Below are 12027 nucleotides of genomic sequence, written 5' to 3' on the forward strand. Positions count from 1 at the left end.
CAACTCGCCTCGATCATCCTGATGATCGGCGTCACCAACCTGTTCAACCGGCTCAACGCCACCACCCGCCAGATCGCCGGCGCCTGGGGATGAACGGGCCCGGACCCGGGCGGCGGACACACAACCACCGCCCGGGACGCCCCGCAGGGCGCAAGCACCGCTCAGCCACCGGCACATGAGCTGTCGCGCGAGCAGTAGTACCCACTGACTCACTGATGACCCGCGGATGCGCAGACCGCAGACCGCAGACCAAGAGGAGAATCCGCCATGAAGGCCGTGCAGAAGCCTGCCAGGAGCACCACCGCGACCGACACCACGTCCGAGCGTTTCACGGACGAGGAGCGGGCCGCGATGAAGGAGCGCGCCCGGGAGGTGAGGACGTCCGCGCGCCGTGGAGCGCGTGCCGAGAAGGCGGCGGAGGACGAGGCCGCGGTGCTGGCGAAGATCGCCGAGATGCAGGAGTCGGACCGGGTCATGGCCGAACGGATCCACGCCGTCGTCAAGGCGAGCGCGCCGGACCTCGCGCCGAAGCTGTGGTACGGGATGCCCGCGTACGCCCTCGACGGCAAGGTCGTCTGCTTCTTCCAGAGCGCGGAGAAGTTCAAGGCCCGGTACGCGACGCTGGGCTTCAGCGACAGGGCGAACCTCGACGAAGGCGCCATGTGGCCGGCCTCCTACGCCCTGAGGGAGGTCACCGCCGCCGACGAGGCGAGGATCGGGGCGCTCGTGCAGCAGGCGGTGCGCTAGGGCGGCGCTCGCCCCGAGGACCCCGTGCAGTGCGCCAGGACGTCAAGACGGTGTCAAGGTCGCCCGGGCAGCCGCCAAGGAAGCGCTAACAGCTGCCCCGACCGCCCCGCGAAGCGCGTTCCTTGAGAAGAGGAACCTCCGGCACAGGGGTGTCGGACCCGCGAAAGAGAGCGCGTCGGCGGCGATGAATGACGTACGGCCCGGACGACTGAAGGTCTACCTCGGGGCGGCCCCGGGGGTCGGCAAGACCTACCGGATGCTCGACGAGGGGCGGCGCCGTGCCGCGCGCGGAGTCGATGTCGTGGTGGGGTTCGCCGAGTGCCACGGACGCCGGCACACGCAGGCGATGCTCGACGGCCTGGAGATCCTTCCCCGGACGTCGTGCGCCCACCGCGGCGGACAGTTCGAGGAGATGGACCTGGGGGCGGTGCTCGAACGCCGGCCCCAGGTGGCGATCGTCGACGAGTTCGCCCACAGCAACGTGCCCGGCGGCGGTCGCAACCCCAAGCGCCGGCAGGACATCGAGATCCTGCTCGACTCCGGCATCGACGTGATCACCGCGCTGAACATCCAGCACCTGGAATCCCTGAACGACGTGGTCGAGAAGATCACCGGGGTGCCCCAGCACGAGACCGTGCCGGACGAAGTGGTGCGCCGTGCCGAGCAGATCGAGCTGGTGGACATGTCCCCGGAGGGGCTGCGCCGCCGCATGGCGCACGGCAACATCCACGCCCCCGAGAAGATCGACGCGGCCCTCGCGAACTACTTCCGCCCCGGCAACCTGACCGCGCTGCGGGAGCTCGCGTTGCTGTGGGTGGCCGACCGGGTGGACGAGGCCCTCCAGGAGTACCGCTTCCAGCACGGCATAGGCCGCGTGTGGGAGACGCGGGAGCGGGTCGTCGTGGCGCTGACCGGCGGACCGGAGGGCGACACCCTCGTACGGCGGGCCGCCCGCATCGCGGACCGTTCGGCGGGCGGTGACCTGCTGGCCGTGCACGTGGCCCGCAGCGACGGCCTCGCCGCCGGGGTCTCGCACGCCTCGCTGGCCCGGCAGCGCAGACTCGTGGAGGACCTCGGCGGCAGCTATCACTCGGTCGTCGGCGACGACGTGGCCACCGCCCTCGTGGACTTCGCCCGTGCCGAGAACGCCACCCAGCTCGTCCTGGGCACCAGCCGCCGCGGCCGGTCGGCGCGGCTCCTGTCCGGACCGGGCACGGGGGAGACGGTGACCGAGCTGTCCGGCGACATCGACGTGCACCGGGTCACCCACGAGCGGGCCGGGCGCGGCACGCTCCTTCCGTCCGGACGCCGTACGCTGTCCACGGCCCGGATGATCGCCGGGCCGGTCGCCGGGCTGGCCCTGCCCCTGCTCCTCACACTCGCCCTCGCCCAGCTGCGCGGGACGCTGAACCTGACCAGCGAGGCCCTGCTCTTCCTGCTCGCCGTGGTGGGCGTGGCGTGCATAGGCGGAGTCGTCTCAGCGGTGATCGCGTCGGTGACGGCGTCCCTGCTGCTGAACTACTGGTTCATCCCGCCCATCGGCGCCTTCACCCTGAACAACCCGAACGCTCTGTTGGCCCTGGCGGTTTTCGTGGTCGTGGCGGCCGTTGTGGCTGCTGTGGTGGACCGGTCCCTGCGACTGTCCCGCCGTTCCGCCCGCGCGACGGCCGAGGCGGAGACCATGTCCTCCCTGGCCGGCAGCATCGTGCGCGGGGAGGCGACCATTCCGGCCCTGCTGGAGCGGACCCGCGAGACCTTCGGCATGGACTCCGCAGAGCTGGTGGACGAACTTCCCGACGGGACCGGAATGACGGTCGTTCCCGCGGGACCCGGCGCCCACTTGGCGCTGTCCGGACGCACCCTGTCGTCGTCCGAGCGGCGGGTGCTGGCCGCCTTCGCCGCTCACGTCGGCTCCGCGGTCGAACGCGCCCGGCTCGCGCAGGCGGCCGCCGAGGTCGAACCGGTACGGGCTGCCGACCGGCTGCGCACGGCCCTGCTGCGGGCCGTCGGCCACGACCTGCGGACCCCGCTGGCCGCCGGGTGGGCCGCGGTCACCTCGCTCCGCAGCCGGGACATCGCCTTCTCCCCGAAGGACCGCGACGAACTCCTCGCGACCGCCGACGAGTCCATGGCAAGGCTCAGCCGCCTGGTGGACAACCTGCTCGACCTCAGCCGTCTGGAGGCGGGCGCCCTGACGCTGAACCTGCGGGCCACCACCTTGGAGGAGGTGCTGCCCATGGCGCTCGCCGACGTACCCGGGGTCCAGGTGGCGAAGGTCGAGGAGATCCCGGCGCTGCTGGCCGATCCGCCGCTGCTGGAACGGGTGATCGCCAACCTGGTGGGCAACGCCGCACGCCACACCCCGCCGGGGAAGCGGGTGCTGGTCACCGCCAGTGCGCTGGCGGGACGGGTGGAACTGAGGGTCGTGGACCGGGGCCCCGGGCTGCCCGCCGACGGCCGCGACCGGCTCTTCGAGCCCTTCCAGCGGCTCGGCGACACCGACAACACCACTGGTCTCGGCCTCGGCCTCGCGCTCGCGCGGGGCCTGACCGAGGCCATGAACGGAACCCTCACCCCGGAGGACACCCCAGGCGGCGGTCTGACCATGGTCGTGTCGCTGCCGCGCGCCGCCGGGACCGTGGGTGCACAACCGGCCGAACAGATCGCAGGAGGTGCGTGATGAGCACTCTGACCGGCACATCGAAGCCGCATCGCGCGGAAGTGACCCGGGCCCCGCATCGCGCGGAAGTGACCCGGACCCCGCACCGGCCCGGAGCGACCCGGACCGCGACCCGGACCTGGGCGCTGCGGGACCGGCTCGCCCTGACGGCGGCCGTAGCCGTCCCCTTCGTGGTGGCCCTCGCTCTCGTCCCGCTGCGCACGAGCCTGTCGCACACCGACGCCGCACTCGTCCTCGTGGTGGTGGTCGTCGCGGTGGCCGCGCTGGGCAGCCGTACGGCGGGGGTGGTGGCCGCGCTGTCCGCGGCGGCCTGGTTCGACTTCTTCCTCACCCGGCCGTACGAGACGTTCGACATCAGCGCCTCGGCGGACGCCGGGACGGCGGTCCTGCTGCTGGCCGTCGGCGCGATCGTGTCGCGACTCGCCGCGCGAACCCGCCGCTTGGAGGTCATCACGGTCACGGACGCGGATCACCTGTCCCGCATCCACCGGACCGCGGACCTCGCGCAGTCGGCCAACTCCCCGGACACCGTGGTCGATCACGTGCGCCGGGAGATCAGCGGCCTGCTCGGGCTGCGTGCCTGCCGCTTCGAATACGGCACCCTGATGGGGCAGCCGCCGCGCCTGCACGGCGACGGCAGCGTCACGGTGGGCAGGCGTACCTGGGACGTGGACGCCGCAGGCTGGCCCGAGGGCGAGATCGAACTTCGTGCCTACGGCAACGGCCACTACCTCGGCCGCTTCATGCTCACCCCGGGCCCGGGGGAAGTGCCCCCGCTCCAGGCCCGGTTGGTGGCGGTGACCCTGGCCGACCAGACGGGAGCCGCGCTGGACACCTCGGGACCCGTGCACCGGTGACGCCGCCGGACGACCCGGGGCGCCGACGCGCGTCAGGGTCCCGTCAAGGACATCCGGTCCGGCGCGAAGAAGGCGCAAGGATCCGCCGGGGACGGCGGGAGACGGACAGAACCTGGGTGCACCCGCGCGCGCTTCAATCCCCGTGCGCGGCCGAGGAAGAAGGAGCACGCGCCCATGTCCGTCGTGACCACCGAGCAGGATGCCGTCCCCGTCGGCGAGGAGCCACCGGACAGAGGTGAGCGCCATCGGCTGACCGCCGTCACCGGCCTGGCCGCACTGTCCCTGGACGCGATGGCATCCGTGGCGTACGGGCCCGAGGCGATCGTCCTCGTCCTGGCCGCGGCGGGCGCCCACGGACTCGGCTTCACGATGCCGGTCACGCTGGCCATCGCCGCTCTGCTGGCGGTCCTCGTGGCGTCGTACCGGCAGGTCATCGCGGCCTTCCCGGACGGCGGCGGCTCCTACGCGGTGGCGAAAACGCACCTGGGCGCCCGCACCGGCCTGGTGGCCGCCGCCTCCCTGGTCCTGGACTACGTGCTCAACGTGGCCGTCGCCGTCACGGCGGGCGTGGCCGCCCTGACCTCGGCGTTCCCCGCCCTGTACGACGACCGGCTGTGGCTGTGCCTGGCGGTCCTCGCGCTGGTCACGGGCGTCAACCTGCGGGGGATCGTCGAGTCCGCGAAGGCCTTCATCGTTCCGACCGCCGTGTTCGTCGGCTCGGTCCTCGTGCTGATCGTCGTGGGCCTCTTCCGCTCCCACCCCGCGAGCACGGCGACCGCCGCCGGGCATGCCTCGGTCCTCGCGGACAACGCCACGACCGTGGGAGCCCTGCTCCTGCTGAAGGCCTTCGCCTCCGGGTGCGCCGCGCTGACGGGCGTGGAGGCCATCGCCAACGCCGTGCCCTCCTTCCGCGTGCCGCGCGTGAAGCGCGCCCAGCGTGCGGAGGTCGCCCTCGGCGCCGTACTCGGTGCGATGCTCATCGGCCTGTCGGTGCTGATCGGCCGCTTCCACCTCCAGCCCGTCCAGGGCGTCACCGTCCTCGCCCAGCTCGCGGACGCCTCGCTCGGCCACAACTGGGCCTTCTACGTCATCCAGTTCGCGACGATGATCCTGCTGGCGCTGTCCGCGAACACCTCGTTCGGCGGGCTGCCGGTACTGCTGAAGCTGCTGGCCCGTGACAACTACCTGCCGCACGTCTTCGCCCTGAAGGCCGACCGCCAGGTGCACCGGCACGGCGTGCTCGCCCTGGCCCTGGTCTCGGCCGCGCTGCTGGTCTTCTCCGGCGGCGACACCAACACCCTCGTGCCGTTGTTCGCGATCGGAGTGTTCGTCGGCTTCACCATCGCTCAGGTGGGCATGGTGAAGCACTGGCGGGTCGAACGCGGCCGCGGCCGCCGGGGCAAGGCGCTGCTCAACGGCATCGGCGCGATCCTGACCGGTGTCGCGGCCGTCGTCGTCACCGCGAGCAAGTTCACCGAGGGCGCCTGGCTGATCGTCGTCGCCCTGCCGCTGCTCGTGGCCGCCTTCGAGACCGTGCACCGCGCCTACGGCCGGATCGGCGAACGGCTCGGCCTGGGCCGGGTCCCCGAGGTGCCGCACCGCGAGCGCTCGGTGGTGATCGTCCCCGTGTCGTCCCTCTCCCGGCTGACCTCGGAGGCCCTGACCGCGGCAGCCTCCCTCGGCGACGAGGTCCGCGCGGTGACCGTGTGCCACCCGGACCAGGAGGACCACGCCCAGCTGCACGCCCTGGAACGGGCCTGGGACCGATGGGACCCCGGCGTACCCCTGGTCCGGCTGCCCAGCGAACGCCGCACACTGGGCCGGCCCATCGCCGCGTACGTGCGTGAGACGGCCGCCGGCGAGCCGGGCACCCGCGTCACCGTGCTGATCCCGGAAGCCGAGCCGGAGCGGCTGTGGCAGCGGCTGCTGCAGAACCAGCGGGGCGCCCTCGTCGCGCACGCCGTGCGGCGGGAGACGGACGCCGTGATCTGCCGGCTGCGCTTCCGGCTGTGACCAGGGCACCGACCCTCAGAACCGCCTGCTCACCCGTGCGGATCAAGGGCCGTAAGGGTCCCGTCAAAGGCATGGGCCCCGCCGTAAGGGAGCCGTCAACGACGGCCGAATCCGGCCGCAGAGGCGCTTTCCTCGAAAGCGTCCGTTCCAACCGAACCTCACTCCAGGAGCTCACGATGGCCGATCTGGCCTTCGTCGTCACCACGATCGCGGTCTTCGCGCTGGTGGCTCTCGTCGCCAAGGGGGTGACGAAGCTGTGACCGCCGAGAACATCGTCGGCCTGATCGTGGCCGTCGCCCTGCTGGGCTATCTCGTCCTCGCCCTGATCTTCCCGGAGAGGTTCTGAGACACGTCATGGGTCCCCTGCTCGCCGCCGTCCTCCAGCTGCTCGCGCTCATGGGCGCGCTCGCACTGGTCTACGTCCCCCTCGGCACCTACATGGCCCGGGTCTACTCCTCCGACAAGCACCTGCGCGTCGAGAAGTGGATCTACAAGGGCATCGGTGCCGACCCCGACACCGAGATGCGCTGGCCCGCCTACCTGCGAGGCGTCCTGGCCTTCTCCGCGGCCGGTGTCCTCTTCCTCTACCTGCTCCAGCGGCTCCAGGGCGTCCTGCCCGGCTCGCTCGGCTTCCAGGCGGTCAACCCGGCGCAGTCGTTCAACACCGCCGTCTCCTTCGTGACCAACACCAACTGGCAGTCGTACTACGGCGAACAGACCATGGGTCACGTCGTGCAGACCGCCGGTCTGGCCGTGCAGAACTTCGTCTCCGCCGCCGTCGGCATCGCCATCGCGGTCGCCCTCGTACGCGGCTTCGCCCGGTCCCGCACCGGCGAGATCGGCAACTTCTGGGCCGACGTGGTGCGCGGCACGGTCCGCGTCCTGGTGCCGATCGCGGCGATCGCCGCGCTCGTGCTGGTCGCCTGCGGCGCGATCCAGAACTTCTCCGGCATCCACGAGGTCGGCCAGTTCATGGGCGGCTCGCAGCAGTGGAACGGCGGCGCCGTCGCCTCCCAGGAAGCCATCAAGGAGCTGGGCACCAACGGCGGCGGCTACTTCAACGCCAACAGCGCCCACCCCTTCGAGAACCCCACCGCGTTCACGAACCTCTTCGAGATCTTCCTGATCCTGCTCATCCCGTTCGCGCTGACGCGCACCTTCGGCGTCATGGTCGGCTCGGTGAAGCAGGGGTACGCGATCCTCGCCACGATGGGCACCATCTGGCTCGGCTTCACCGCGCTGATGATGTGGACCGAGTTCGCCCACCACGGCCCGGCGCTCCAGGCGGCGGGCGCGGCGATGGAGGGCAAGGAGGTCCGCTTCGGCGTGGGCGGTTCGTCGATCTTCGCGGTGGCGACCACGCTCACCTCGACGGGCGCCGTGGACTCCTTCCACTCCTCCTTCACCGGCCTCGGCGGCGGGATCACGATGCTGAGCATGATGCTCGGCGAGATCGCGCCCGGTGGTACCGGCTCCGGCCTCTACGGCATGCTGATCATGGCGATCATCGCGGTGTTCATCGCCGGTCTGATGGTCGGCCGCACCCCCGAGTACCTGGGCAAGAAGATCGGCTCACGTGAGATCAAGCTCGCGGCCGTCTACATCCTGATCACCCCGGCGCTGGTGCTGGTGTTCTCCGCGGCCTCCATGGCGCTGCCCACCCCGCCGCACTCGATGCTCAACTCGGGCGCGCACGGATTCTCCGAAGTGCTGTACGCCTTCACCTCCGCGGCGAACAACAACGGCTCGGCCTTCGCGGGCCTGAACGCGAACACCGACTGGTTCAACACCATGACCGGACTCGCGATGCTCCTCGGCCGCTTCCTGCCGATGGTGTTCGTCCTGGCGCTGGCCGGCTCACTCGCCGGGCAGAAGCCGGTACCGGTGACCGCGGGCACCCTGCGCACCGAGAAGCCGCTGTTCACCGGCCTGCTGGTCGGCGCGATCCTGATCATCACCGGTCTGACCTACTTCCCGGCGCTGGCGCTGGGTCCGCTCGCCGAGGGGCTGGCGTGATGACCACCCGCACAGAGAACCAAGAGGACTCGATGTCCACAGTCACTCCGACCCGGGCGCCGCACAGCGACGTCCCCACCGGGCACAAGCCGGCCGAAGGCCGTGTCGGCGCGGGCCTGTTCGATGCCAAGCAGCTGATCACGTCGCTGCCGGACGCGTTCCGCAAGCTCGACCCGCGGGTGATGGTCAAGTCGCCCGTGATGTTCGTGGTGTGGATCGGATCCGTGCTCACGACGGCTTTCTCCTTCAAGGACCCGGGCGACTGGTTCGGCTGGACCATCAGCGCCTGGCTGTGGCTGACCGTCGTCTTCGCCAACCTGGCCGAGGCCGTCGCCGAGGGCCGCGGCAAGGCGCAGGCCGACACCCTGCGCAAGGCCAAGACGGACACGGTGGCCCGGCGGCTCGCGGGGAACACCGAGGAGCGGGTGCCCGGCACCGAGCTGAAGATCGGTGACCTGGTCGTCTGCGAGGCCGGCGACATCATCCCCGGTGACGGTGACGTCGTCGAGGGCGTCGCGTCGGTCGACGAGTCGGCGATCACCGGCGAGTCGGCTCCGGTGATCCGTGAGTCCGGCGGTGACCGCAGCGCGGTCACGGGCGGGACGAAGGTGCTGTCCGACCGGATCGTCGTCAAGATCACGACGAGGCCCGGCGAGACCTTCATCGACCGCATGATCAGCCTGGTCGAGGGCGCCGCCCGGCAGAAGACGCCCAACGAGATCGCGCTGAACATCCTGCTCGCCTCGCTGACGATCGTCTTCCTCCTCGCCTGCGCCACGCTGCCGCCGTTCGCGGACTACGCGGGCACCCACCTCACGATGGTCGTGCTGGTCGCCCTGCTGGTCTGCCTCATCCCGACCACCATCGGCGCCCTGCTGTCCGCGATCGGCATCGCGGGCATGGACCGGCTGGTCCAGCGCAACGTGCTGGCCATGTCGGGCCGCGCGGTCGAGGCGGCCGGCGACGTGTCGACACTCCTCCTCGACAAGACCGGCACCATCACCCTCGGCAACCGCCAGGCCTCCGAGTTCGTGGCGGTCGCCGGAGCCACCCCGGCCGAGGTCGCGGACGCCGCCCAGCTGTCCTCCCTCGCCGACGAGACGCCCGAGGGCCGTTCCGTCGTGGTCCTGGCGAAGGAGAAGTACGGGCTGCGCGAGCGGCACCAGGGCGAGCTGGCGCACGCGGAGTGGATCGCCTTCACCGCCCAGACCCGGATGTCGGGTGTGGACGTGGACGGCAAGAAGATCCGCAAGGGCGCGGCCGGTTCGGTCATCGCCTGGGTCGAGGAACAGGGCGGCACGGTCGCCCGGGACGCGGAGCAGGTCGCCGACCGTATCGCCGAGGCGGGCGGCACCCCGCTGCTGGTCGCGGTCGAGGACGCCGACGGCGCCCGGATCCTGGGTGTCATCCACCTCAAGGACGTCGTCAAGGACGGCATGCGGGAGCGGTTCGAGGAGCTGCGCCGCATGGGCATCAAGACGGTCATGATCACGGGCGACAATCCGCTGACCGCCAAGGCGATCGCCGAGGAGGCGGGCGTCGACGACTTCCTCGCGGAGGCCACTCCCGAGGACAAGATGGCCCTCATCAAGCGGGAGCAGGCGGGCGGCAAGCTCGTCGCGATGACCGGTGACGGCACCAACGACGCCCCGGCGCTCGCGCAGGCGGACGTGGGCGTGGCCATGAACACGGGCACGTCGGCCGCCAAGGAGGCCGGCAACATGGTCGACCTCGACTCGAACCCGACGAAGCTCATCGAGATCGTCGAGATCGGCAAGCAACTGCTGATCACTCGGGGCGCGTTGACGACGTTCTCCATCGCCAACGACGTCGCGAAGTACTTCGCGATCATCCCGGCGCTGTTCGCGGCGGTCTACCCGGGCCTGGACAAGCTGAACATCATGGCGCTGTCCTCGCCGGACTCCGCGATCCTGTCGGCGGTCGTCTTCAACGCGCTGGTCATCATCGCGCTGGTACCGCTCTCCCTGAAGGGCGTGCAGTACAAGCCGGTCAGCGCCGACCGGATGCTCCGCAGGAACCTCGCGATCTACGGCGTCGGCGGTCTGATCGCACCCTTCATCGGCATCAAGATCATCGACCTGCTCATCTCCCTCATCCCCGGAATCGGCTGATCGCCATGAACAACTCGGTATCCAACACGGTCCGGCTGTTCGGGGCGGGCCTGCGTGCCCTCCTCGTCCTGACCCTGGTGACGGGCGTGATCTACCCGCTGGTCGTCACCGGCATCGCCCAGGGCCTGTTCAACAACAAGGCGAACGGCTCGGAGATCAAGGCGGACGGCAAGGTCGTCGGCTCGTCCCTGATCGGGCAGTCGTACAACCTGCCGCTGAAGAAGGGCCAGGACACCCCGGAGGCCGACCTGAAGTGGTTCCAGGGCCGCCCGGCCAACGGCCTCGGCTCCAACAGCATCAACACCCAGTACAAGCTGATCCTGTCCGGAGCCACCAACCTGGCCGCCGACAGCGGGGCCGTGGACGGCAGGTGCACCGCGCAGTCCGAGGAGGGCTCGCTCTGCGCCCAGGTGCTCGCCGCCCGGGCCGCGGTCGTCAAGGACAACTCGGTACCCGGTTACACCGTCACCCCGTCCCAGGTCCCCGCAGAAGCGGTCACCTCCTCCGGCTCCGGCCTCGACGCCGACATCTCCCCGAAGTACGCGGAGCTCCAGGTCCACCGGATCGCCACCAGGAACGGACTGCCCGTCAACCAGGTGGAGAAGCTGGTCGCGGACCACACCGACGGCCGTTCCCTCGGCTTCATCGGTGAGCCCCGCGTGAACGTCCTCGAGCTCAACATCGCGCTCAAGGACCTCGTGGCCCGGCACTGACGGGAGGGAGCGACAGGCGTGGGAGCCGGCGGCCGGGAGACCTCCTGGATCCGTCGGTTCCCGCAGCCCTGACACCGGCTCTCCTGGCCGGGACGGCCCATTCCCCACCCCGGCCACGGCGCCGGTCGCCCCGCGGCCGGCGCCCTCGGCCCGACGTACGACCGGAAAGGCGCACACCCATGACCCGGGTGCTCGTGGTGGAGGACGACCCGCAGCTCGTACGGGCCCTCGTGATCAACCTTCAGGCACGCAAGTACGGCGTGGACGCCGCCCCGGACGGGGTCACCGCCCTGAGGCTCGCGGCGGCCCGCCGGCCCGACGTCGTCCTGCTCGACCTCGGACTGCCCGACATGGACGGCGTGACCGTCATCAAGGCGCTGCGCGGCTGGACCCGCGTACCCGTCCTCGTGCTGTCCGCGCGCCAGAGGTCGGACGAGAAGGTCGCCGCGCTCGACGCCGGCGCGGACGACTACGTCACCAAGCCGTTCAGCATGGACGAGTTGCTGGCGCGGCTGCGAGCCGCCGTCCGCCGCACCGACGACACACCGCCCGTCCCCGGGACGACCCTCGTCGAGACACCCGACTTCACGCTCGACCTGCTCGCCAAGAAGGCCGTACGGGACGGCCGGGACGTGCGGCTGACCCCGACCGAGTGGCATCTGCTGGAGATCCTGGTGACCAGCCCCGGACGGCTCGTGACGCAGAAGCATCTCCTGAAGGAGGTCTGGGGTGTCTCCCGGAGCAACAAGACCAACTACCTGCGGGTCTACATGGCCCAGCTGCGCCGCAAGCTGGAGACGGACCCCTCGCACCCCCGCTACCTGATCACCGAGCCCGGCATGGGCTACCGCTTCGAAGGGTGACACGGC

10 protein-coding genes and 1 pseudogene are annotated in these 12027 nt (G+C 70.8%); all 11 read left to right on the plus strand.

Annotated features, from left to right (window positions below; translation table 11 throughout):
• Positions 1 to 93 (plus strand): annotated as a pseudogene (locus tag ACZ4IF_RS40175) (carboxymuconolactone decarboxylase family protein); the annotation flags it as partial.
• 174 nt (positions 94 to 267) lie between these two features.
• On the plus strand, positions 268 to 747 hold the full coding sequence (locus ACZ4IF_RS40180; protein ID WP_467572798.1) for an iron chaperone: 480 nt from the start codon (positions 268 to 270) through the stop codon (positions 745 to 747).
• 184 nt (positions 748 to 931) lie between these two features.
• Positions 932 to 3427, plus strand: coding sequence for an ATP-binding protein (locus tag ACZ4IF_RS40185; RefSeq protein ID WP_467572801.1), 2496 nt, complete (start codon positions 932 to 934; stop codon positions 3425 to 3427).
• Positions 3427 to 4284 (plus strand): DUF4118 domain-containing protein, encoded by an 858-nt coding sequence (locus ACZ4IF_RS40190; protein WP_467572804.1) that lies wholly within the window; start codon positions 3427 to 3429, stop codon positions 4282 to 4284. Before ACZ4IF_RS40185 ends, ACZ4IF_RS40190 begins: the two co-directional genes overlap by 1 nt.
• A 174-nt stretch (positions 4285 to 4458) precedes the next feature.
• Positions 4459 to 6297, plus strand: coding sequence for an APC family permease (locus ACZ4IF_RS40195; protein WP_467572806.1), 1839 nt, complete (start codon positions 4459 to 4461; stop codon positions 6295 to 6297).
• A gap of 71 nt (positions 6298 to 6368) precedes the next feature.
• Positions 6369 to 6557 carry a hypothetical protein gene (locus ACZ4IF_RS40200; RefSeq protein ID WP_467572809.1) on the plus strand — a complete coding sequence of 63 codons (189 nt, stop codon included), beginning with the start codon at positions 6369 to 6371 and terminating at the stop codon, positions 6555 to 6557.
• Positions 6554 to 6643: a K(+)-transporting ATPase subunit F gene (gene kdpF / locus ACZ4IF_RS40205; RefSeq protein WP_037659531.1), complete on the plus strand. Its 90-nt coding sequence runs from the start codon at positions 6554 to 6556 to the stop codon at positions 6641 to 6643. Before ACZ4IF_RS40200 ends, kdpF begins: the two co-directional genes overlap by 4 nt.
• Before the next feature lie 8 nt (positions 6644 to 6651).
• A complete protein-coding gene (kdpA, locus tag ACZ4IF_RS40210) occupies positions 6652 to 8313 on the plus strand; it encodes a potassium-transporting ATPase subunit KdpA (protein ID WP_467572812.1) in 1662 nt (553 codons plus the stop codon).
• Complete coding sequence (kdpB, locus tag ACZ4IF_RS40215; protein WP_467572815.1) at positions 8313 to 10445, plus strand: potassium-transporting ATPase subunit KdpB; 2133 nt, start codon at positions 8313 to 8315, stop codon at positions 10443 to 10445. The genes kdpA and kdpB overlap by 1 nt, the downstream gene beginning before the upstream one ends.
• 5 nt (positions 10446 to 10450) lie before the next feature.
• On the plus strand, positions 10451 to 11158 hold the full coding sequence (locus tag ACZ4IF_RS40220; RefSeq protein WP_467572818.1) for a potassium-transporting ATPase subunit C: 708 nt from the start codon (positions 10451 to 10453) through the stop codon (positions 11156 to 11158).
• Between the two features lie 179 nt (positions 11159 to 11337).
• Entirely contained in the window at positions 11338 to 12021 is a 684-nt protein-coding gene (locus tag ACZ4IF_RS40225; protein WP_467572822.1) for a response regulator, read from the plus strand.
• Positions 12022 to 12027: the final 6 nt, after the last annotated feature.

It is taken from the genome of Streptomyces sp. NPDC025784 (assembly GCF_055558435.1).

Bases quoted from the DNA above. Each gene is read 5' to 3' on its own strand.
- ACZ4IF_RS40180 (WP_467572798.1), top strand. From the start codon at position 268: ATGAAGGCCGTGCAGAAGCCTGCCAGGAGCACCACCGCGACCGACACC.
- ACZ4IF_RS40185 (WP_467572801.1), top strand. From the start codon at position 932: ATGAATGACGTACGGCCCGGACGACTGAAGGTCTACCTCGGGGCGGCC.
- ACZ4IF_RS40190 (WP_467572804.1), top strand. From the start codon at position 3,427: ATGAGCACTCTGACCGGCACATCGAAGCCGCATCGCGCGGAAGTGACC.
- ACZ4IF_RS40195 (WP_467572806.1), top strand. From the start codon at position 4,459: ATGTCCGTCGTGACCACCGAGCAGGATGCCGTCCCCGTCGGCGAGGAG.
- ACZ4IF_RS40200 (WP_467572809.1), top strand. From the start codon at position 6,369: ATGGGCCCCGCCGTAAGGGAGCCGTCAACGACGGCCGAATCCGGCCGC.
- kdpA (WP_467572812.1), top strand. From the start codon at position 6,652: ATGGGTCCCCTGCTCGCCGCCGTCCTCCAGCTGCTCGCGCTCATGGGC.
- kdpB (WP_467572815.1), top strand. From the start codon at position 8,313: ATGACCACCCGCACAGAGAACCAAGAGGACTCGATGTCCACAGTCACT.
- ACZ4IF_RS40220 (WP_467572818.1), top strand. From the start codon at position 10,451: ATGAACAACTCGGTATCCAACACGGTCCGGCTGTTCGGGGCGGGCCTG.
- ACZ4IF_RS40225 (WP_467572822.1), top strand. From the start codon at position 11,338: ATGACCCGGGTGCTCGTGGTGGAGGACGACCCGCAGCTCGTACGGGCC.